This window comes from Streptomyces tagetis, from assembly GCF_018069565.1.
GTDB classification, from domain to species: domain Bacteria; phylum Actinomycetota; class Actinomycetes; order Streptomycetales; family Streptomycetaceae; genus Streptomyces; species Streptomyces tagetis.
In genome coordinates, this window is record NZ_JAGPNL010000001.1 from 1,915,871 (window position 1) to 1,938,188 (window position 22,318).

A 22,318-nucleotide genomic window follows, 5' to 3' on the forward strand; every position below is an offset into this window, starting at 1 on the left:
GCAGAGGTACGCACCATGAAGCACGCCCTGAGAGCCGGCGCAGGCGCCCTGACGCTGTCCGCCATGATCGCCCTCTCCGCCTGCGGCGGGGCCTCCGACTCCGCCGGGTCCGCCGACTCCGGCTCGGGGAAGAAGGCCGCCACGATCCAACTGGCCATCGCCTCCGCCGTCATCGGCCCCAAAGAGGAGGTCGCCACCTACTCCGTCGCCAAGCGGGAAGGTTTCCTCGACGAGGAGAACCTCAAGGTCGAGACCATCAACACCGACGGCTCGGTCGCCGCGGTGCAGGCGGTCGCGTCCGGCAGCGCCGACATCACCCCCTCCGACGCCGGCGCCATCCTCGCCGCCCGCGAGAAGGGCGTCCCCGTCGTCGCCGTCGGCGGCCTCGTGCAGAACTGGCCCTGGCGCATCGCCACCAAGCCGGACAGCCCGGTCAAGAACGCCGCGGACCTCAAGGGCAAGAAGATCGGCGTCATCAGCCTGGCGTCCGGCTCCGCCCCGTACGCCCGCGCCTTCGCCGAGGACGGCGGACTCGACCCGGACAAGGACGTCGACCTCGTGCCGGTCGGCGTCGGCAGCCAGGCGCTGTCGGCCCTGGAGAGCGGCAAGGTGGACGCCCTGGCCCTCTACACGCAGGCGTACACCACCCTCGAACTCACCGGGAAGAAGTTCTCCTACCTGGAGAACGGCGAACGCTTCGACGGCATCCGCTCCCTGACCTACGTGGTGCGCGAGGACACCCTGCGCGACAGGAAGGACGAGATCACCCGCTTCCTGCGCGCCTCGTACAAGGGCATGCTCTTCTCCGCCGTGAACCCCGAGGCGGCCATGCGCGACGGGTACGCCGTCTTCCCGGCCATCCTCTCCGGCCAGAAGGCCGAGGACCGGATCGAGAACGACACCGAGATCCTCAGGACCTGGGTGGCGACGGCCACCCCCGCCACCGGCGAACCCGCCTCCTTCAAGGACTGGGGCGCCATCGGCGACGAGGCATGGACCAGGACGGGCGACTACATGAAGTCCGCCGGGACCATCACCAAGGACCCCGACCTCAAGGCCCTGTGGAACGACAGCCTGCTGAAGGACGCCAACGACTTCGACGCCGCCGCCGTCATCGGCAAGGCCGAGAGCGCCACCAAGTAACCGGCGGCGACGCCAGGAGCAGGAAGGCAAGGAGGCCACGATGGCCATCAGGACCCTCGGGCGCCGCCCGCGCGCGGCGGCAGCCGCGGAAGCCGACCACGAGCGCTGGATCGAGCTGAGCGGGCTGCACAAGGTCTACCGCCCGCGCAAGTCCGAACCGACCCACGCGCTGTCCGACATCAACCTCACGGTCGGACGCGGTGAGTTCGTCTCGGTCGTCGGGCCCTCCGGGTGCGGCAAGACGACCCTGCTGAAGATCCTCGCCGGGCTCATCCCCCGCAGCGAGGGCACCGTCCGGGTGGCCGGCCGCGACGTGGACGGTCCGCTGCCCGAGATCGGCATGGTCTTCCAGGCCGCCACCCTCCTGCCCTGGCGCACCATCCGGCAGAACGTGATGGTCCCGGTCGAGGTCCAGCGCCTCGACCGGACCGTCTACCGCGAACGGGCCGACCAGCTCCTGGAGATGGTCGGGCTCGGCGGGTTCGAGGACAAGTACCCCGACGAGCTGAGCGGCGGGATGCAGCAGCGGGCCGGGATCTGCCGGGCCCTGGTCCACGACCCGGCGGTCCTCCTCATGGACGAGCCGTTCGGCGCGCTGGACGCCATGACGCGCGAGTACATGAACCTGGAGCTGCTGCGCATCTGGCGGGAGAGCGGCAAGACCGTCGTCCTCGTCACCCACTCCATCCCCGAGGCGGTGTTCCTCTCCGACCGGGTCGTCGTGCTCAGCCCCCGCCCCGGCCGGATCGCCGAGGTGATCGACATCGACCTGGACCGTCCGCGCGACCTGAGCGTCATGGCCTCCGACCGGGCCGGCGTCCACGTCGAGCGCATCCGCACCTTCTTCAACGCCCAAGGCGTGATCGACTGATGGGGCCGCTCATGACGATGACCGAGAAGGGCCCGGAGGACGGCGGCCCGGAGCCGGGCACCACCCCGCCCGGCACCGCACCCCCGGCACCCCCGAAGGCCAAGCCCGCCCGCCGCCGGGACCTGCGCGACCACCCCGAGTGGGTGCTCGTCCCCGGGGTCTTCGTGGTCGTCCTGCTGCTGTGGGAGTACCTCGTCCCCGTCCTCGGCGTCGACGAGTACGTGCTGCCGCGGCCGTCCAGCATCGCCGAGGCGCTGCTGACGCAGTTGTCCGACGCGCTGTTCTGGACCCATATGAAGGTGACCCTGCTGGAGTCGCTCTACGGCTTCGTCCTCGGCGTCGGCGCGGCGCTCCTGCTCGGCACCCTGATCTCCCAGATCCGGCTGGTCGAGAAGACCCTGATGCCGTACATCGTGGCCTTCCAGACGGTCCCCAAGGTGGCCCTCGCCCCGCTCTTCGTCGTGTGGTTCGGCTTCGGCATGACCAGCAAGGTCGTGATGGCCGCGGTCATCTCCTTCTTCCCGATGCTCGTCAACGTGATCGAGGGCCTGCGCTCCGCGGACGCCGACCGGGTGCAGATGCTGACCGTCTTCGGCGCGAGCAAGTTCGACGTCTTCCGCCGGGTGCGGCTGCCCGGCGCACTGCCGTTCATCTTCGCCGGCCTCGACATCGGCATCGTCTTCGCCATCCTCGGCGCGGTCGTCGGCGAGTTCATCGGCGCCAAGGAGGGACTGGGCTACCTGCTGCTCCAGACCAACTACAACTTCGACATCGCCGGGATGTTCGCGGTGCTCGTGGTCCTGTCGGTGCTCGGACTGATCGCCCACTTCATCATCCGCGCCGCCCAGAAGCGCTTCGCCTTCTGGGCCGAGGACAACACGGTGATCGGCGCATGAGCACCCACTCCACCGACCCCGTACGGTTCGACGGCAGGGTGGCCCTGGTCACCGGGGCCGCCCGCGGCATCGGCGCCGCCATAGCCGTGCGCCTGGCCGAACTGGGCGCCACCGTCGCCGCCGCCGACATCCTGCCCCACCACCGGTGGGAGCAGGACGCCCTCCCCGCCGGCGGCCCGCACACCCGCCACCACCTCGACATCACCTCCGGCGACTCCTGCCGGCGCACCGTCGAGGAGGTCCTCGCGGTCCACGGACACCTGGACCACCTCGTCAACAACGCCGGCGTCGTCGCCAGGGGACCGGCGGCCACCACCACCGAGGAGGACTTCCGCCGCGTCATCGACGTCAACCTCACCGGCACCTTCCGCATGTCACAGGCCGCCTACCCCGCCCTCCGCGCCGCCGAGGCGGCCAGCGTCGTCAACATCGGCTCGACCAACGGCCACATCGCCGTCCTCGACACCCTCGCCTACTGCGTCAGCAAGGCCGGCGTCATGCACATGGCCCGCGTGCTCGCGCTGGAGTGGGCACCGGACGGCATCCGCGTCAACGCCGTCGGCCCGACCATCGTGCCGACCGACATGACACGGGACGTCCGCGCGGACGACGCGTACATGGCCGACAAGATGGCCGGCATCCCGCTCGGCCGGATGGCCGCCCCGCGCGACGTCGCCCTGACCGTCGCCCACCTGCTCAGCCCGGCCGCCGCCATGACGACCGGCCAGACCGTCTTCGTCGACGGCGGCGTCCTCATCCACTAGCCGGCCCCGGCCGGCCCCCCGTACCCCAGTCGTCCCGTCCACGCGAGAGGGGAGCACCCCCGTGCCCCAGCCCGATCTGCAAGCCGCCCTCGACGCGGTCGACCAGCACTTCGACACCTTCGTCACCGAACTCCGGGAGCTGTGCCGGCTGCGCAGCAGACGCCAGGAACCCGACCAGATGGCCGCCACCGCCGACTTCCTCAAGAACTCGGTCGAACGCTGGGGCGGCACCGCCGACATCGTCCCCTGGGAACAGTCCCACCCCTACGTCCTCGCCGAGATCGCCGGCGGCGAACGGCGCCTGCTCCACTTCAACCACTACGACGTCGAGGTCGAACCGACCGGCGACGACGCCGAGTGGATCAGCCCGCCCTACGCGGCCGAGATCCACGACGGCCGGCTCTACGCCCGCGGCGTCGCCGACGACAAGGGCGCCCTGATGTCCCGCGTGCACGCCGCGGCGGCCTGGCGCCTGTCGGGCCAGGAACCCCCGGTCACCAGCCGGTACATCATGGAGGGCAAGCAGTGGCTGCACAGCCCCGGGCTGGGCGGCGTCGTCGAGGCGCACGCCGACCGGCTGGCCGCGGACGCCGCCCTGTGGGAGAACTCCTGGACCGACGGCGAGGGCCGCCCCCTGCTCAAGCTCGGCGAGAAGGGCGTCCTCTACCTGAAGCTCACCTCCCGCACCCTCACCCGGGACCTGACCAGCCAGAACACAGTTCTGCTGCCGTCCGCCACCACCCGGCTCACCACGGCCCTGGCCACCCTGGTCCACCCCGACGGCACCCCCGCCGTCGAGGGCTTCGCGGACGACGCCCGCGTCCCCACCGACGCCGAACGCGCCCTGCTGGAGCGGATGCCGTTCGACGGCGCGTTCCTGAGACAGCGCGCCGGCGTCGACGCCTTCACCGGCGGACTCACCGACACCGAGGCCGCCGTCGCGCTGCGCACCGTCCCCACCCTCACCCTCGCCGGCATCGAGGGCGGCGACACCACGGACGACGTCACCCTCGGCATCCCCGCCACCGCCACCGCCAAGGTCGAGATCCGCCTCGTCCCCGGCCAGGACCCCGAACGGGTGCTCCAGGCCGTCCGCGCCCACCTGGTGAAGGAGGGCTTCGAGGACATCACCGTCGACGTGATGGCCATGAGCCGCCCCCACCACACCGACCACACCGACCCGTTCGTCGCCCTCGTCGCCGACACCGCCCGCACCGCCTACGGCGCCGAACCGCTCGTCGAGCCGTACACCCAGTGGATCGGCAACCAGGGCGTCCTCGCCGGAGTGCCCATCGTGGGCGTCGGCGTCTCCCGCGCCGACGCCGGCATCGACGGCCCCAACGAACACATCCGCCTGGAGGACTACCGCATGGGCATCAAGCACGTGGTCGCCGTCATGGCCGCCCTGGCGGTGGCCGAGTGACCACCCCCGCCACCCACCTGAGAGGGACCTCCCACCGCGGCTACCTCGACCTGCCCTGGGGCCAGGTCCACTACCGCCGCTCCGGCGACCCCGAGGGCCCCGCGCTGGTCGTCGTCCACCAGTCGCCGCTCTCCTCCGCCACCTACGAGGAGGCCATGGCCGCCCTCGGCGCCCACGGACTGAACACCGTCGCCCTCGACATCCCCGGCTTCGGCATGTCCGACCCCGCACCCGAGCCGTGGACCATCCCCCGGTACGCCGACGCCCTCTGGCAGACCGTCGACGCCCTCGGCCTCGGCGCGGTGCACCTCCTCGGCCAGCACACCGGCGCGATCATCTGCGCCGAGGCCGCGCTCGGCCGGCGCGACCGCGTGAAGAGCCTGACCTTCCAGGGCATCCCGCTCTACACCGAGCGGGAACGCGAGGAGAAGGCCGAGGGATACGCCCCCGGCTACACCCCCGTCCTCGACGGCGGCCACCTCCGGGTCGTCTGGGACCGCGTCCGCGGCCTCTACCCGGGCATCTCCGCCGAATCCTGCACCCGCCAGGTCACCGAGTACCTCAGCGTCGGCCCCGACTACGGCGTCGCCTACCGCGCCGTCTTCGCCCACCACCTGGACACCGCGCCCCTCGCCGGACTGCCCACCCTGCTGCTGCACGGCAGCGAGGACGTCCTCGACCGCATGAACGACGTCGTCACCGCGGCGTTCCCCGACGCGCCCCTGGTCCGCATCGACGGCGGCACCGACTTCGTCGCCCAGGAGCAACCGGACGCGTTCGCGGACGCCGTCGCCGCCCACGTCCTGGCCCACAGCACCGCCGGCCCGGACCCCTTCACCCCCCTCTACACCGCCACCGTCGACGTGAGCGGCGGACGCGCCGGACACGCCACCTCCCGCACCGGCACCCTCGACCTGCCGCTGACCCGCCCCGCCGAACGCACCGCGGACACCACCGGCACCGACCCCGAGGAACTCTTCGCCGCCGGATACGCGGCCTGCTTCAGCAGCGCCCTCGCCGTCGCCGCACGCCGCCGCCGCGCCACCGTCGGCCCCCTCACCGTCACCGCGTCCGTCACCCTCGGCACCCTGCCCGGCGGCACCTACGGCATCGCCGCACGGCTGGTCGTCAAGGCACCCGAGTGCCCGCAGCACCTTCTGGAGGAACTCGTGGAGACCACCCACACCCTCTGTCCCTACTCCCAGGCGGTCCGGGGCAACATCGAGGTCATCACCGAGACACACGGCGGCACTTGACGCCGCCGGCCCCCGGTGAACGACCCCATCCCGCCGGCCCGCGCACCCGGGCCGGCCGACCGACCGAGGTTCCCATGACCATCGACCCCGCCGACTCCGCCGACTCGGCCACTCCCAGCCGCTCCGGGATCTCCAGGGCGCTCTCCGTCATCGACGCCATCGCGCGCGGCCCGCACGCCCAGGGCGTCTCGGTGATCGCACGGGAGACCGGACTGCCCAAGGCCGTGGTCCACCGCATCCTGCGCGAACTCGTGGCGGAGAACTTCCTCGCCTTCGACGACGCCACCAAGGCGTACCGGATGGGCCCCGGCGCCCTGAGCATCGGACTCGCGGCCATGCGCGAACTGGACGTCGCCGCCATCGCCCACCGCCACCTGGTGGCCCTGTCCGAGCTGACCGGCCAGACGACGACGCTCTCCCTGCGCCAGGGCTGGTCGCGGGTCTACGTCGACCAGGTCCTCTCCCGCCAGGAGATCCGGATGTCGGTGGCCCTCGGCACCAGCCACCCCCTGCACGCGGGCTCCTCCTCCAAGGCGATCCTCGCCGCCCTGCCCGACAGCGAGGTGGAGGACTACATCGCCCACCACCGCCTGGACGGCGTCACCGACGCCACCATCACCTCGGCGACGACCCTGCGCGAGGAGATCGGCGCCATCCGCAAGGCCGGCTACGCGGTCAGCGTCGGCGAACGGCAGGTCGAGGCGGCCAGCGTGGCGGCCTGCGTGCACGGGCCGATGGGCCAGGTCATCGGATCGGTCTCCATCTGCGGGACGAAGGCGATGTTCGGCGAGACCAGCAGCGGCCGGCTCGGCGAGCAGGTGGCCACGGCCGCCGCCGACATCTCCGCCGACCTCGGCGCGGTGCGGGACACCGCCCCGAAACGAAAGGACACGCCATGACCCCACCGGCGCCCCAGGCCCCCGACCCGGCCCCCGGCCCCCTCGACGGGCTCCGCGTCATCGACGCCTCCACCATCCTGGCCGGACCGCTCTGCGCCCAGCTCCTCGGCGACTTCGGCGCCGACGTCGTCAAGATCGAGCACCCCGTCGCCGGGGACGGGATGCGCGGCCACGGCGAGTCCAAGAACGGCGTCCCGCTCTGGTGGAAGGAACTCTCCCGCAACAAGCGCACCGTCGGCCTCAGCCTCTCCGACCCGCGCGGAGCCGCCCTCCTGCGCCGGATGGTGCGGCGGGCCGACGTCCTGATCGAGAACTTCCGCCCCGGCACCCTGGAACGCTGGGGCCTCGGACCCGACGTCCTCCACGAGATCAACCCCGGCCTCGTCCTCGTCCGCATCACCGGCTTCGGCCAGAGCGGTCCGTACGCCTCCCGCGCGGGCTTCGGCACCCTCGCCGAGGCGATGAGCGGCTTCGCCCACCTGACCGGCGAACCGGACGGCCCGCCCACCCTCCCCGCCTTCGGCCTCGCCGACACCATCTGCGGCATCGCGGCCTCCTCGGCCACCGTCATGGCCCTGTACCACCGCGACCGCGACCCGCACCGGCGCGGCCAGGTCGTCGACATGAGCCTGATCGAACCGATCATGGCCGCCGTCGGCCCCTCCCCGACCGTCTTCGACCAGCTCGGCACCGTCGGCAGCCGCCACGGCAACCGCTCCACCAACAACGCCCCCCGCAACACCTACCGCACCTGCGACGGCCACTGGGTGGCCGTCTCCACCAGCGCCCAGCGCATCGCCGAACGCGTCCTGCGCCTGGTGGGCCACCCCGAGATCACCGAGGAGGAGTGGTTCGCCACCGGCCAGGGCCGCGCCGCCCACGCCGACCTCCTCGACGACCTCGTCGGCGGCTGGATCGCCGAGCGCACCCGCGAGAAGGTCATCGCCGAGTTCACCGAGGCCGGCGCCGCGGTGGCGCCCGTCTACGACGCGCGGGACATCGTCGAGGACCCGCACATCCGGGCCACCGACATGCTCGTCACGGTCGACGACGAGGACTTCGGACCCCTGCTCATGCACAACGTCATGTGGCGGATGTCCGGCACCCCCGGCCGCATCCGGTTCACCGGCCGCGCCCGCGGCGCCGACACCGACGACATCCTCGTCGGCGAACTGGGCGTCGACCCGCGGGAGATCGCCGAACTCCGGGGGGACCAGGTCGTCTCCTGACCACCACGAGCGGCACCAGCGCACCGAACCACCGAGCGAAGGACGGCACCCACATGAGCAGCACGGCATCGATCACCGGACCCTCCCCGACCCGGGCACGGGACCCGCTCCTGGCGGAGGTACGCCGGGGGGTGCGCGTCCTGGACCTCGGCCGGCGGCTCTACACCGGCATGCCCCAGTCGCCCAACCACCCCGCCTACCGGCACACCCTGCCGCGCCGCCACGGCGACCGCATCCGGGCCGACGGCGGCTCCGCGGCCAACGACATGCTCGTCATGGGCACCCACGTCGGCACCCACATCGACGCCCTCGCCCACGTCTCCCACGACGGCAAACTGCACGGCGGGGCCGACGCCCGCGCCGCGGTCCGGGACGGGGTCTACCCCGACCACGGCGTCCACACCATCGCCCCGATGGTCTGCCGCGGCGTCCTCCTCGACGTGCCCGCCGCCCTCGGCACCGACGTCTGCGAACCCGGCTACGAGATCACCGTCGCCGACCTGGAGGCCACCGAACGGCTCCAGGGCACCCCGGTCGGACGCGGTGACGTCGTCCTCCTCCGCAGCGGCTGGGGCCGCCGCTTCGACGCCCCCGGCCACGACACCTACATCGGCCACGACACCGGCGTCCCCGGCATCGGCGAAGCCGGCGCCCAGTGGCTCGCCGCCCGCGAGGTCCACGCCGCCGGCGCCGACACCATCGCTTTCGAACGCCTCGCCCCCGGCGCCGGACACGCCACTCTCCCCGCCCACCGCGTGCTGCTCGTCGAGGCCGGCATCTACATCATCGAGACGCTGGACCTGGAGCAGATCGCCGCCGAACGCGTCCACGAGTTCACCTTCGTCCTCGCCCCGCTGCCCCTGTTCGGCGCGACCGGCTCCCCGGTACGCCCCCTCGCCGTCACCGGCACCCCGGCCGAGGACGCGGACCATGGCTGAGCACACCCTCGCCCGGCACCTCGCCCGGTTCGCCGCCGGCACCGGGTACGACACACTCCCGGCCGAGGTCGCCGACAGCGTCCGCCGGCGGATCGTCGACGTCCTCGGCCTGTGCGTGGCCGCCCACCGGCTGCCCACCTCGACGGCGATCATCGCGCACGTACGGGAACAGGGCGGGGCGGCCCACTCCACCGTGATCGGCGGCGGCCCGCCCGTCCCGGCACCGCTCGCCGCCCTCGCCAACGGGGTGCTCGCCCACTCCCTCGACTACGACGACACCCACCTGCCCTCCGTCCTGCACCCCAGCGCCTCCGTCGTCCCCGCCGCCCTCGCCGCGGCCGAGGCGTCCGGAGCCGACGGCGCCCGCACCGTCCACGCCGTCGCCGTCGGACTGGAGGTGTGCGTACGGCTCGGCATGGCGGGCTACGACCGCGCCGCCGGCAACTCCACCTTCTTCGAACACGGCCAGCACGCCACCTCGATCTGCGGCGCCCTCGGCGGCGCCGTCGCCGCCGGACTCCTCCTCGGCCTCGACGAGGACGCGGTGCAGAGCGCGCTCGGCATCGCCGCCTCCATGGCCGCCGGCATCATCGAGGCCAACCGGACCGGCGGCACCGTCAAACGCCTGCACTGCGGACTCGCCGCCCAATCAGCGGTCACCGCCGCCCAGTTGGTGCGCCGCGGCTTCACCGGACCGCCCACCGTCCTGGAAGGGCGCTTCGGCTTCTTCGAGGCGTTCCTGCACGGCGTGTACGACCCGGCGGCCATCACCGAGGGCCTCGGCACCGAGTGGGCCGTCCCCGGCATCTTCTTCAAGCCCTACCCCGCCAACCACTTCACCCACACCGCCGCCGACGCCGCCATGGCCCTGCGTGAACAGGGCCTGGACCCCGCCCGGGTGGAACGGCTCGTGCTCGGCGTACCGGCCCCCGTGATCCGTACCATCGGCCAGCCCATCGAGAACAAACGCGCCCCCGAGACCGGCTACCAGGCCCAGTTCTCCGGCCCCTACATGGTCGCCGCCGGACTCCTCGGCGGCGGCGGGGGACTCGGCCTCGGACTCGACGACTTCACCGACGAACTCGCCCGGGACCCGGCCCGCCGCGCGCTGATGGCCAAGGTCGAGGTGGTGGCCGACGAGAGGGCGACCGCCATCTTCCCCGAGCAGTTCCCCGCCGTGCTCACCGCCCACGACACCGACGGCCGCGTCTGGCGGCGGGAGGTCCTCACCAACCGCGGCGGCAGCGAACGCCCCCTCTCCGACGCCGAACTGGAACTCAAGTTCCGTGACAACACCGCGGGACGGCTGGCGGACGCCGACGCCGGCCTCGTCATGGACCGGGCCCTGCGCCTCGGTGAGACGGACCGCATCCAAGACCTGCTCCGCCCCTTGGCCGAGCTGAAGAACGTGGCTGGAGGCCCCCGTGACTGACTACGACCTCGTGCTGACCAACGTCCGTGTCGTCACCGACGAACAGGACGAACCGCAGGCCGCGGACATCGCCGTACGCGACGGCAGGATCGCCCTGGTCGCCCCCGGCGTGGACCCGGCCCGCGCCGCCCGCGTGGTCGACGGCGGCGGGAAGCTGGCCTTCCCCGGAGTCGTCGACGCCCACCAGCACTGGGGCATCTACAACCCCCTCGACGAGGACGCCGCCACCGAGAGCCGCGCCTGCGCCCAGGGCGGCGTCACCTCCGTCCTCAGCTACATGCGCACCGGCCGCTACTACCTCAACAAGGGCGGCCCGTACGCCGACTTCTTCCCCGAGGTACTGGAACGCACCGCCGGCCGCGCCCACGTCGACTACGCCTACCACCTCGCCCCCATGTCCACCGCGCACATCGACGAGATACCCGCGCTCGTCCGCGACCACGGCGTCACCTCGTTCAAGGTGTTCATGTTCTACGGCGGCCACGGACTGCACGGCCGCTCCGCCGACCAGAGCTCCTTCCTCATGACCCCCGAGGGCGAACGCTACGACTACGCCCACTTCGAGTTCGTGATGCGCGGAGTCCAGGCGGTCCGCGAGGAGTTCCCCGGCCTCGCGGACCAGATCTCGCTCTCGCTGCACTGCGAGACCGCCGAGATCATGACCGCGTACACCAGACTCGTCGAGGAGGCGGGCGAACTGAGCGGCCTCGCCGCCTACAGCGCCTCCCGCCCCCAGCACTCCGAGGGCCTCGCCGTCTCCATCGCCTCCTACCTGGCCCACGAGACGGGCCTGCCCACCATCAACCTGCTCCACCTCACCTCCCGCAAGGCGGTCGACGCGGCCGTGCGCATGGGCAGGGCGTTCCCGCACATCGACTTCCGCCGCGAGGTCACCGTCGGCCACCTCCTCGCCGACATCGACACCGCCCACGGGATCGGCGGCAAGGTCAACCCGCCGCTGCGCCCGCGCGAGGACGTCGAGGCGCTGTGGGAGTACGTCCTGGACGGCACCGTCGACTGGGTCGTCTCCGACCACGCCTGCTGCCGCGAGGAGGCCAAGTTCGGCGACCCGGAGGACGACGTGTTCCTCGCCAAGTCCGGCTTCGGCGGCGCCGAGTACCTCCTCGCCGGGATGGTGACCGAGGGCACCCGGCGCGGACTCTCCCTCGGCCGCGTCGCCGCGCTGACCGCCTGGAACCCGGCCCGGCGCTACGGCCTGCCCACCAAGGGCCGGATCGCCGCCGGATACGACGCGGACATCGCCCTCGTCGACGACGGCCACACCTGGACCGTGCGGGCGGCCGACTCGGAGTCCACGCAGGAGTACACGCCCTTCGAGGGCTTCGAACTGACCGCCCGCGTCACCGACACCTTCCTGCGCGGCCACCACGTCTACGCCGACGGCAAGGTCTGCGGAGACCCCCTCGGCTCCTACCTGCACCGCCCGACCGGCGGCTGAGCGGGCGCCCACACCCACCGCGGCGACCGGACCGGGGCGGCCCCGCCCCGCCCGGTCGCCGCGACCGGAAGGAGAACCCCCACGTGAGATCCGCCCTCTACGTGCCGGCCGACCGCCCGGACATGCTGGCGAAGGCGCTCGGCAGGGGAGCCGACGGGGTGATCGTGGACCTGGAGGACGCGGTCGCCCCGTCCGCCAAGGAACGCGCCCGGAGCATCTGCGCCCAGTGGCTGGCGGGCCTCGCGCCCGCCGGGGAGCGCCCGGGACCGCGGGTCTGGGTCCGCATCAACCCGGGCCGGCCCGGACTCGCCGACGCGCGGGCGGTGGCGCTGCCCGCCGTGAGCGGGCTCATGGTCGCCAAGACGGAACGGGTCGGCGACCTCGTGGCCGTCGCCGGAGAGCTGACGGCGGCCCCGTGGATCGCCCTGTGCCCGCTCCTGGAGAGCGCCTCCGCCCTGCTCTCCGCGCCCCTGATCGGCCGCGGCCCCCGGGTGACCCGCATGCACCTGGGCGAGGCCGACCTGTGCGCCGACACCGGCATCGCCCCCGGACCCGACGAACGGGAACTGCTCTGGCCGAGGACCCAGCTCGTCCTGGCCTGCGCGGCGGCCGGACTCGCCCCGCCCCTCGCCCCCGTCAGCACCGACTTCCGCGACCTCGAAGCGCTCCGCACCTCGACCCAGGCGCTCAAACGCCTCGGTTTCGGCGGCCGTTCGTGCATCCATCCCGCACAGATCCCCGTCGTCGAGGAGGTGTTCACACCGAGCCCCGCGGAGATCGAGCGGGCCCGCGCGCTGGTGGCACGGTTCGAGGCGGCGGGCGCGGGCGCCACGCGCGACGAGTCCGGCCGCATGATCGACGAGGCGGTGGTGCGCGGGGCGCGGCGCGTCCTCGCCGCCGTGCCGGACCCCATGACACTCCGTGGGTGACGGGCGCGCTCCCGCCCTCAGGACCCGGTGCTCCGACCCTCCCGGACGGCGCCCGGGTCCGACCCTTTGTCCCCATATGCAAGACAATCGCGCACGAAGCCGGTATTGCTCCATATTGAGGCACCTCCTTGATCTCTTTGCCGTAACAAAACAGCATGCGTCGCAATCGCAACGAGTAAAGAGATTTGGTGAAGGGTGAGGGCGAAAGGGCCGTAACCCCGACAAATCACTCCGCCAGATAGTCGTCAAATTGCGCAACTCAGACGGGATTCCAGGTGAGAGTGTTGCGGCGCGGGGATCGCCTTCCGGCGCCCTGGCTCGAAAGTGCTGTTACGGTGCCCAATGTTTGCGGGCTCAAAGAGCCCGCCTCTTTGTGAACGTTCCCTGTGCAGCGAAGAGCTGTCAGGCCGGAGCCCTTCCCGCAGCGCGCCGCGCGGGACGATCCGCCCGCCTGTCGGTCGACACGCAGCGTCGCGGCTGGTGCCGGGCTCCATGAGTCGGAAGGAGGTGGCGTGTGTGGTCGAAATGGACACAGCGCAATTCAACGTCCTGGTGGTAGTGGGTCTGCTGGTCCTCTTCTACGGAGGGACCTTCCTCATCTCGACCCGTATCGGCAAGAAGGAGGAGAACGCCGACGGCTACATGACCGCCGGCAACAACCTGGGCTTCGGAATCTCCGCGGCCAGCATGACGGCGACGTGGATCTGGGCGGCCTCGATGTACGCCTCCGCGACGTCCGGTTACACCTACGGGATCTCCGGCCCCATCCATTACGGACTGTGGGGCGCGTTGATGATCCTCTTCATCTACCCCTTCGGCAAACGCATCCGTGCCATCGCGCCCAAGGCGCACACCCTGGCCGAAGTCCTCTACGTACGGCACGGCCGCTCCAGCCAGTTGATGCTCGCCGGCTCCAACATCGTCGGCAGCCTGATCAGCCTGATGTCCAACTTCATCGCCGGCGGCGTGCTGATCTCCCTGCTGTCGCCCTTCAACTTCACCCAGGGCGTCTTCGCCGTCGCGGCGGGCGTGCTGCTCTACACCCTGTGGTCCGGCTTCCGCGCCTCGGTGCTCACCGACTTCGTGCAGGTCGTGGCGATGCTCGGCGCGGTGGCCATCATCGTCCCCTTCATCTTCTTCGCCGCCGGCTTCCCGGCCGCCTTCGAGACCGGCGCGGGCAACCTCACCGCCGAGCAGGGCGACTTCTTCTCCAGCACCGCCTTCATGGAGCAGGGCGCCCCGTACATCGCGGCCGTCCTCGCCTACGCGATTGGGAACCAGACCATCGCCCAGCGGCTCTTCGCGGTGAAGGAGAGCCTGATCAAGCCGACCTTCATCACCGCGACCATCGGCTACGGCGCCATGGTCATCGGCGTCGGCATGCTCGGCGTCCTCGCCCTCTACCTCGGCTTCGAGCCGAGCGGCGGCGACCCGAACAACATCATCCCGGGCATGGCCTCCGAGTACCTGCCGCCCGTCCTGCTCGCCCTGTTCTTCATCATGATCGTCGGCGCGCTCTCCTCCACCGCCGACTCGGACCTCGCGGCCCTCTCCTCGATCATGATGGCCGACGTCTACGGCCAGAACGTCGCCGGCAAGGAGAAGGCCGACCCGAAGACGATGCTGCTCGTCGGCCGCATCACCATGGTGGTGGCGACCGCAGTGGCCGTGGCCTTCGCCAGCCTGCAACTGAACATCCTCGACCTGCTGGTCTTCGTCGGCGCGCTCTGGGGCGCGCTCGTCTTCCCCGTCCTCGCCAGCTTCTACTGGGGCAAGGTCACCGGACGGGCGTTCACCACCTCGGTGCTCGCGGCCCTCGCGGTGTTCCTGCCGGTCCGCTTCGGCTGGCTGCCCCTGGGCGGCGTGCTCGGCTTCGTGGTGGACCTGCTCTCGATCGTCGGCGTCGGTGTCGTCATCGGCCTGATGGTCTTCGGCTTCTTCGGCCCGCGCCCGGCGAAGGTCGCGGGCATCGCGGCGGCCGTGGTCACCGCGCCCTTCGCCATCGGCTCGCTCCACGAGTACGCGACGCTGAGCGGCTCGCTCGTCGCCTACTCGGTCTCCACCATCCTGTGCTGGGCCATGTCGGTACGCCGGCGCGAGGAGTTCGACTTCGCCGTCATCGCCCAGCGCACCGGCGACTTCGACGACGACGACGCGGCGGCCGTCGGTACGGCCGTCCCAGGCCGGGCGGCGGACACCGGCAACGACCCCGAACCCGCCGGAACCAAGTGATCCCCGAGGAGCCGTCGTGAGCACCGTACTCCTGAGCGCCTACGTCCTGATGTGGCCCGTACTGGTGGCGGTCGTGCTGTTCGTCATCAGCCGCGGCTTCTTCCGCGAGTGGGCGGAGGCCCGCCGCAACGGACGCGACCTGATCTGACCCACCCACCCAAACGAGGCGCTCGGGCCCCTGGTGCCCACCCCCAGGAGCCCGAGCGCCCTGCCAGTCCCGGGGTACGGGAGACGGTGCTCTGGCGGACCAACGAGTGGGCGAGGCATGGGGAGATCGGCCCCCACCCGAGAGCCCGTGCACGACGGACGGTACGAGCCGCACGATGCCGCCGCCCGGCGCGGTATCGGTGGTCAACGCCTCTGCCTGAACGCCCTGTTCGACCCTTCCGGGCAGTGTTGGTTCATTCCAGCCGGACAGCCCGGGCCTGAGCCGGTGACCTGTCCGGCACGGCCTACACTCTCCGTTGTGACAGCCACGGAGCCAGTGATCCGCCCGGCGGCCCCGGCCGACCTGGACGCCGTGGCCGAGATCTTCACACACTACGTCCGCCACACAGTGATCACCTTCGAGGAGATCCCTCCACCCGCAGCCGCCTGGCACCAGCGGCTCGACGACCTCGCCGCCCAGGAACTGCCCTTTCTGGTCGCCGAATCGTCCGGCGAAGTCGTCGGCTACGCCTACGCGGCCCCTTGGCGGCCCAAGCCCGCCTATCGGCACACCGCCGAGAACTCGATCTACCTCGCCCCCGGCCGGACGGGCCGGGGTCTTGGCGGCACCCTGCTGCAAGCCCTGCTGACCGCCTGTACTCGGACTCACTTGCGGCAGATGATCGCCCTCATCGCCGACACCGGCACCGATGCCTCGGTCGCACTGCACCGCAGTCTCGGCTTCACCGACGTGGGCCGGCTGGCGGCCGTCGGCTACAAGCATGGCCGCTGGATCGACACCGTGCTGATGCAACGGCCCCTCAACTCACACACCGACCAATGACCGGCCTGAATCGGTCACCTGCGACATACGGGCCTACGGTTTTGTCCGGCAGATCATGGACGGTCGCTTTCCGCTGAGGTTGGGGTCTGCCCATGGGGTCGATGGGGGATAGCTTCCGGAGCCGTTCGGCCTTCGTGGGGAGGACGCTGGTCAAGCGCCCGTGGCTGGTCGTGAGCTGGATTCCGCTCGCGATATTGGCGGTTGCCGCAGGGAAGGTCGTGCCGCAACCGTGGAGCGCGGGCATCTATCCCGTGACCATGGGCTGGAGCCAGAGCCGGATCGCCGCATCCGTGAGCGTGCCGTGGAATCCATAGGCCCGCTGGTCGTAACGGGTTGCTACGGCCGCGTAGTTCTGAGCCGATTGATGGTTCGTTCGGTTCGTTGCTACGCCGGCAGTGCTCGCGGTCGAAGCCAGGGTAGGGGCGGTTGCGGCAGGAACCGCATGCCTTGTCGCCGCTGATCGGGGCGGGACCGGGGCCTTCCGCCCATCGGCCCGGGGGACCCCGGAACCGGTACAGATCACGCCATGGGACGCCCATAAGGTCCACTGGCTGCCGTCGAGTGCACACCACAGGCCGCCGGATACTCTCCTCCCGTCGTCGGCTGAGGGGAGTTGTCGGGTGGTTCGGTCACATGGACCTGTTCTGCGCACTCGGAGACTGGTGCTGGAGCCGATCCGCCGCGAGGACAGCGACGATCTCTTCGAGGCTGTGGTCAGTCAGGACAGCGTGATGCGATGGCTGGCGACCGGCCAGGCGGACAGCCGCTCCGCGGCCGAGGCCATGTGTGACGCCCACGTCGCGCACTGGGCCAGGCACGGCTACGGCGACTTCGCGGTCAGGGACGCGGCGACGCACTCCTTCCTCGGACGGGTGGGACTGCGCAACCGGGCCCGGTACGGAGCCGACCTCGGCTTCGCCCTGCATCCACGGGCGCAGGGGCGCGGCATCGCGGGGGAGGCCGGCCGCGCCTGCCTGGACCTGGCGTTTCGCCGACTCGCGCTCCCGGCCGTCTTCGCGTTCGTCCTCCCCGGCAACACCGCCTCGATCGCGGTGCTGCGCCGCTTGGGCGCTCAGGAGGACGGGGCCACCCACTCCAGCGGCCTGCACTGCCTGCGGTACCGCTTCGACCCCACGGCCGCTCCGACGGCGGCGGAGTACACGGTGGACGACGGCGCCGCGGGCCTCCACCTGCGCTATGCGCCCGGCCCCGGCGACCGGGAGGACGGCGCCGCGCTCGGTGAGGGTCTGCCCGACCCTGCCGGAGACAACGGACCTCACCTGGTCAGGGCGGACAAGGAACACACGCTCACGGCCGTCCATGACGGCCGGCGGGTGGCTTCCCTGGGGTGGCTGCTCCGGGAGATGGTGTTCGACGGGGAACCGCGTCGCGTCGCCGGGCTGGGCGGTGTGGCGGTGCACTCCGCCCACCGGGGCCGGGGCATCGCCAGGACCATGCTCAGCGTCGCGGTCGAACACGCACGGGCGTCCGGGGCCGAGACGGCGATGACGTTGTGCCGACCGGAGCTGGTCCCGTTCTACGTACCACTCGGATGGCACCGGACGACCGTGCCGGTCACCGTCCGGCAGCCTGACGGCCCCCAGCCCTGCCCGCTGCGCACCCTGACCTACGACCTGGCCGAACTGCCCCAGCCCACCACCGGAGTTGACCTTCGGGGTCTGCCCTTCTGACCCACTTGGCAGTCGGTCCAGCCGTGGAATCGGGCTCACTTCGGTCCGAGGTCGAGATGCCGGCCGCGCCAGCCACGGCGGAGCCGGCGGTCGTGGGAGGCGATGAGGACGGTCCCGGGATACTCCACGAGCGCGTCTTCGAGGGCGTTCACCAGCACGAGCGAGAGGTGGTTCGTCGGCTCGTCCAGCAGCAGGATCTCGGGCGGGTCGGCGAGCAGGATCGCCAGGGCGAGTCGCCGCTGCTGGCCGACGCTGAGCCGGGTGACGGGCCGGTTCTCGTCCCGCCCGGCGAGGAGCCCGAAGGCCGACAGCGGCACGTCCTCTGCCCTCGCGCGGCCGACGCCGTCGGCGTAGACCTCGCGTGCGGTGCGATCCGGTCCACGCTCGTACGGGTCGGGCAGCACGACCATCTGGTCCAGCAGACCGACCCGCGTCGCCGGGTGGGTGTGGACCTGACCGCGCGTCGGCTCCGCCCGCCCCGCGAGCACATGCAAAAGGGTCGACTTGCCCACCCCGTTGGGGCCGGTGACCAGCCACTTCTCACCATGGCTCACCGCCAGGTCCACCGGCGACAACCGCCCGGTGACCCCCAGCCCGGTCGCGGCCAGCACGGGCCCGCACGGGTCGCCCAGCGCTGTCCGCGCGTGCCGCCCGGGGAGTCCCGCGAAGCGCAACTCGGCCGGCGGCTTGCGGACCTGCCGCCGCTCCAGGTCCTCCAGCCGGGCACGCGCGTCGTTCACCCGCCGCGAGACGACCTTCGCGTTGCGGTCCGCGTAGAACTTCTGCGCCGCCCGCACCTCGGTACGCGGCTTCCAGTCCACGTGCCCCACACTCTGGTGGTCCCCGACTGCCGCGCGCAGCCGCGACAACTCCGCCTGCTCGTCCCGGTACTGCTGCTCCCACCGGCTCCGTGCCCCGGCCCGCGAGGCGAGGTACTCGGTGTAGCCGCCGGTGAACCGGGTCACCCCGATCCCGGTACCCGTGCCGTCCTGGACGAGGGCGACCGCCGCCACGTGGGGCTGCGGCGCCGGATCGAGGTCGATCAACGAGGTGACCGTCTCGTCGAGGAAGTCCCGGTCATGGCTGGCGAACAGCACCGGTCCCCGCCACGCCCGGAGCACCCGGCTCAGGTGATCGGTGGCCTGGTCGTCGAGGTGGTTGGTCGGCTCGTCGAGCAGCAGTACGTCCGGAGCGTTCAGCAGCAGCCACGCCAGCGACAACCGGGCCCGCTGCCCGCCGGACAGCGCCCCCGTCGCCCGCTCACGGGAGACCCCGTCCAGTCCGAGTCCGGACAGCATGGCGTCCACCCGGGCGTCGATCTCCCACGCCCCCAGCCGCTCGGCGGTGTCCAGCGCCCGCGCGTAGGCATCGGCGGCCTCCGCATCGTCCGGCGCCTTCGCCAGGGCACGCGCCTGCCGGTCGATGTCGTCCGAGGCATCGCGGACGGGCGCGATCGCGGACTCCAGCGCCTCGGCGACCGACACGGAGGTGGCGAAGGGCGGCTCCTGGTGCAGCAGCCCGATCCGCGGTACGCCGCCGCCAGGAGCGACGGCCCGCACACCACCGGCATCCGCGGCCGTACGCCCGGCGACGATGTGCAGCAACGTGGACTTCCCTGATCCGTTCTCCCCGATCAGCCCCACCCGGTCACCGGCGGAGACCACGAAGGAGATGTCGGTGAGCACGCGCCGGCCCCCGAACGACTTGGAGAGACCGTCGACGCGCAGATGCGCGGAGGAATCGGAGAACGACGAAGAGTGAGCAGCAAGCATGAAGACCCGATCACCACGAGGAAACCTGCCGGGCACGGCCTCGGACGCAGGCGGAAAAGGGCACTCAGAAGCTCATGCGGCCCACCGTAGCAGGCACGATTTCCCCCGCTCGACTCATTTTCCCCGGGAGCCGCATCGGGGCGCCGGTGTCGCGCTGAGCGCGTTGACCGTGCTGGTCAACGCGGTTGTAGGGGGACCGGACCGACCGGATCTACGCGCCGGCCGGAGCCGGCCGGGCACGGGCACCGGGGTACTGCGCGGCCAGGTGGGACCGGTACCAGGAGGCGCCCGCCGCGAACTCCTCGGTGAAGCCGGTGTGAGGCGCGGGGGTGCCCAGGAGCCGCCACAGCCGGGAGGTGTCGTACCAGTGGTCCACCGTCAGCAGGGACAGCCGCCGCTGCCAGCCCGCGTCGGTGTGGCCGCCGGGCCAGGTGCTGGCCTGAGCGTGCGTCACCTCTCCCGTGGGTAGGGGCAGTCGGAGGGCGCGGGCGGCGGTGGTGAACAACTCGCGTCCGCTGACCGGTCGGGGGCGGGCCACGTGGAGCACTTCCCCCTGGGGCAGGTGTGGCCGCAGGGCGAGCGTGGCGACGACGTGCGCGAGGTCGTCGGCGCTGATCAGTGAGATGAGGGCGCGGCCCCCGTCCACCCAGTGCGGCAGGGTGGTCATGAACCGGGCCAGTGCGGGCACGACCCACACATCGCCGCGGCCGTGGATGAGATGGGGGCGCAGGACGAGTCCGCCCGCCTTCAGCACGCGTTGTTCGCCGGCGAGCCGGGTGACGCTGGTCGGGGATGAGGGACCGAGCGGTAACGCGCCTTCCATGGCGTTCAGGTGGCGGCCGTCACGGTAGACCGCCGTGGTGCCGAGTTGGATCACCCGCCGCACACCGCAGCGTTCGGCCTCGGCGAGCAGTGCCGCGGTGCCGGTGTCGTTGACCGCGCGGCACTGCCGGGGGTCGCCGCTGATGTGCGAGGCGAGGTGGAGCACGGTGGTGACGCCTTCGCAGAGTCCGTGCAGTGACTCCGGGTCGCTGAGGCTCCCGTGGTGGACCTCGATCTGGTCGGTGCCGGGAGGCTCGGGCCGGGAGCGGTGGGCGAGGAGCCTGAGTTGAGGCCGGGGGGTGTGGTCGGAGGCGGTGAGCCGCGCGGTCACCCGGGCACCGACGAAACCGGTGCTGCCGGTGATCAGTATGCGGTGGGCTGCCATGAATTCATCCTTTGCGGTGAGTTTATCGGCGTTCCTGTCCCGTCAGGTGGGAAAGGTTTCTTGTGGCACAGGGATTGGAAGGGGGCGGTTTTCAGATGTGTGTGTCAGGTCTGAGAGCGGGGTTGGGTGAATGGCCCCGGGGGTACGTCAGATACAAGGGGAAGGACGGGGGTGGTTTTTGGCCGGGTGTTTGTCGGAACGGTAGGGGGAGGTGGTGTCCGGGTAGCGTGGGAGCATGGTAAGCGAGGGACTTCTTGCGGGTAAGTGCGCTTTCATTACGGGTGCGAGCAGTGGGATTGGAGCGGCGGCTGCCCGGGTTTTTTGCCGCGAGGGCGCGAGCGTGATGCTGGTGGCCCGTCGGGAGGAGAGACTGGCCGAGCTGGTGGGCGAGTTGCGTGGTGGGGGGTTCGTGGCGGACTTCGTGACGGCCGATGTGGTGCGCGATGACGAGGTGGCCGCAGCACTGGAGAGGACGGTGGGAGCCTTCGGGCGGGTGGACGTCGCCTTCAACAATGCCGGCGTGGGAGCCGAGCAGGTTCCGTTGCATGTGATGGCGGATGAACTGTACGACACGATCATGGACACCAACGTGCGTGGTGTATGGAATTGCATGCGTCATGAGATCACGGCGATGTTGCCGCACGGTGGTGCGATCGTGAATACGAGCAGTACCGCGGGATTGGTCGCCACTCCGGTGGCGGCGCCCTATGTGGCGGCCAAGCATGCGGTGGTGGGACTGACGAAGGCGGCTGCTGCTGAATACGCGGCGCGTGGTATTCGGATCAACGCGCTGGCGCCTGGTTCGACACGTACGGAAATGGTCGAGGACTGGCTCGGAAAGGTTCCTGGCGGTGAGGAACTGCTGTGCGCGTCGGCCCCGCTGCCCCGCATAGCGGGACCGGAGGAGATCGCGGAGGCGGCTGCCTGGCTGGCGAGCGACCGAGCCTCGTTCGTGGTCGGTGCCACGGTCCCGGTCGACGGAGGCTGGACGATCCGCTGAGGGAGCGGGACGGGTGCGCGGCGCCGGCCTGGGTGGCTAGCCGGTCATGGGTGTGGCCTTTCTGGTGGGTGGGTGTGCTGTGGGTGGTAAAGTACAGGCATGCGGGTTTGTTTTCTAGTGTGTTGGTGTGGGCCCGTGGTGGTTGGGGTGTCGTTGTGTGGTGGCGGCGCCGGTGTTGGTGTTGGT

19 protein-coding genes are annotated in these 22,318 nt (G+C 71.3%); 17 read left to right on the top strand and 2 right to left on the bottom strand.

Translation table 11 applies throughout. From position 1 onward, the window contains the following. Nucleotides 1-15 precede the first annotated feature (15 nt). The 16 genes from J5Y05_RS08220 to J5Y05_RS08300 all read left to right on the top strand — a co-directional run bounded on the left by J5Y05_RS08220 (nucleotide 16) and on the right by J5Y05_RS08300 (nucleotide 18,153). A complete protein-coding gene (locus J5Y05_RS08220) occupies nucleotides 16-1,143 on the top strand; it encodes an ABC transporter substrate-binding protein (protein WP_210869535.1) in 1,128 nt (375 codons plus the stop codon). Between the two features lie 40 nt (nucleotides 1,144-1,183). Further along, a complete protein-coding gene (locus tag J5Y05_RS08225; protein ID WP_210869537.1) occupies nucleotides 1,184-2,014 on the top strand; it encodes an ABC transporter ATP-binding protein in 831 nt (276 codons plus the stop codon). A gap of 11 nt (nucleotides 2,015-2,025) precedes the next feature. Next, entirely contained in the window at nucleotides 2,026-2,910 is an 885-nt protein-coding gene (locus tag J5Y05_RS08230; RefSeq protein WP_247614071.1) for an ABC transporter permease, read from the top strand. Next, complete coding sequence (locus tag J5Y05_RS08235; RefSeq protein WP_210869539.1) at nucleotides 2,907-3,674, top strand: SDR family NAD(P)-dependent oxidoreductase; 768 nt, start codon at nucleotides 2,907-2,909, stop codon at nucleotides 3,672-3,674. Before J5Y05_RS08230 ends, J5Y05_RS08235 begins: the two co-directional genes overlap by 4 nt. Nucleotides 3,675-3,735: 61 nt before the next feature. Beyond that, complete coding sequence (locus tag J5Y05_RS08240; protein ID WP_210869541.1) at nucleotides 3,736-5,097, top strand: M20/M25/M40 family metallo-hydrolase; 1,362 nt, start codon at nucleotides 3,736-3,738, stop codon at nucleotides 5,095-5,097. After that, nucleotides 5,094-6,353, top strand: a complete 1,260-nt coding sequence (locus J5Y05_RS08245; protein WP_210869544.1) for an Ohr family peroxiredoxin — start codon at nucleotides 5,094-5,096, stop codon at nucleotides 6,351-6,353. The genes J5Y05_RS08240 and J5Y05_RS08245 overlap by 4 nt, the downstream gene beginning before the upstream one ends. A 74-nt stretch (nucleotides 6,354-6,427) precedes the next feature. Next, nucleotides 6,428-7,252, top strand: a complete 825-nt coding sequence (locus J5Y05_RS08250; RefSeq protein WP_210869546.1) for an IclR family transcriptional regulator — start codon at nucleotides 6,428-6,430, stop codon at nucleotides 7,250-7,252. Then, nucleotides 7,249-8,481, top strand: coding sequence for a CaiB/BaiF CoA transferase family protein (locus J5Y05_RS08255; protein WP_210869548.1), 1,233 nt, complete (start codon nucleotides 7,249-7,251; stop codon nucleotides 8,479-8,481). The genes J5Y05_RS08250 and J5Y05_RS08255 overlap by 4 nt, the downstream gene beginning before the upstream one ends. A 53-nt stretch (nucleotides 8,482-8,534) precedes the next feature. Continuing rightward, a complete protein-coding gene (locus tag J5Y05_RS08260; RefSeq protein ID WP_210869550.1) occupies nucleotides 8,535-9,419 on the top strand; it encodes a cyclase family protein in 885 nt (294 codons plus the stop codon). Continuing rightward, a complete protein-coding gene (locus J5Y05_RS08265) occupies nucleotides 9,412-10,851 on the top strand; it encodes an MmgE/PrpD family protein (RefSeq protein WP_210869552.1) in 1,440 nt (479 codons plus the stop codon). Before J5Y05_RS08260 ends, J5Y05_RS08265 begins: the two co-directional genes overlap by 8 nt. Continuing rightward, nucleotides 10,844-12,310 carry a dihydroorotase gene (locus J5Y05_RS08270; protein WP_210869554.1) on the top strand — a complete coding sequence of 489 codons (1,467 nt, stop codon included), beginning with the start codon at nucleotides 10,844-10,846 and terminating at the stop codon, nucleotides 12,308-12,310. The genes J5Y05_RS08265 and J5Y05_RS08270 overlap by 8 nt, the downstream gene beginning before the upstream one ends. 83 nt (nucleotides 12,311-12,393) lie before the next feature. Further along, nucleotides 12,394-13,239, top strand: a complete 846-nt coding sequence (locus J5Y05_RS08275) for an HpcH/HpaI aldolase/citrate lyase family protein (protein WP_210869555.1) — start codon at nucleotides 12,394-12,396, stop codon at nucleotides 13,237-13,239. Between the two features lie 525 nt (nucleotides 13,240-13,764). Continuing rightward, nucleotides 13,765-15,471, top strand: a complete 1,707-nt coding sequence (locus J5Y05_RS08280; protein WP_247614072.1) for a sodium:solute symporter family protein — start codon at nucleotides 13,765-13,767, stop codon at nucleotides 15,469-15,471. A gap of 16 nt (nucleotides 15,472-15,487) precedes the next feature. Then, nucleotides 15,488-15,619 carry a putative transporter small subunit gene (locus J5Y05_RS08285; RefSeq protein ID WP_210869557.1) on the top strand — a complete coding sequence of 44 codons (132 nt, stop codon included), beginning with the start codon at nucleotides 15,488-15,490 and terminating at the stop codon, nucleotides 15,617-15,619. Nucleotides 15,620-15,937: 318 nt separating this feature from the next. Further along, on the top strand, nucleotides 15,938-16,462 hold the full coding sequence (locus J5Y05_RS08290; protein WP_210869559.1) for a GNAT family N-acetyltransferase: 525 nt from the start codon (nucleotides 15,938-15,940) through the stop codon (nucleotides 16,460-16,462). Nucleotides 16,463-17,124: 662 nt separating this feature from the next. Next, the gene (locus J5Y05_RS08300; RefSeq protein WP_210869561.1) at nucleotides 17,125-18,153 is read left to right on the top strand and encodes a GNAT family N-acetyltransferase; all 1,029 of its coding nucleotides are present in this window, start codon (nucleotides 17,125-17,127) and stop codon (nucleotides 18,151-18,153) included. A 35-nt stretch (nucleotides 18,154-18,188) separates the two neighbouring features. Here J5Y05_RS08300 and J5Y05_RS08305 read toward each other — a convergent pair whose 3' ends face one another. Continuing rightward, nucleotides 18,189-19,925, bottom strand: coding sequence for an ABC-F family ATP-binding cassette domain-containing protein (locus tag J5Y05_RS08305; protein ID WP_210869563.1), 1,737 nt, complete (start codon nucleotides 19,923-19,925; stop codon nucleotides 18,189-18,191). Between the two features lie 211 nt (nucleotides 19,926-20,136). Beyond that, nucleotides 20,137-21,132 carry an NAD-dependent epimerase/dehydratase family protein gene (locus J5Y05_RS08310; protein WP_210869565.1) on the bottom strand — a complete coding sequence of 332 codons (996 nt, stop codon included), beginning with the start codon at nucleotides 21,130-21,132 and terminating at the stop codon, nucleotides 20,137-20,139. A 235-nt stretch (nucleotides 21,133-21,367) separates the two neighbouring features. On the opposite strand from J5Y05_RS08310, the gene J5Y05_RS08315 reads away from it, so the two are divergent. After that, the gene (locus J5Y05_RS08315; RefSeq protein WP_210869567.1) at nucleotides 21,368-22,132 is read left to right on the top strand and encodes a glucose 1-dehydrogenase; all 765 of its coding nucleotides are present in this window, start codon (nucleotides 21,368-21,370) and stop codon (nucleotides 22,130-22,132) included. Nucleotides 22,133-22,318 lie beyond the last annotated feature (186 nt).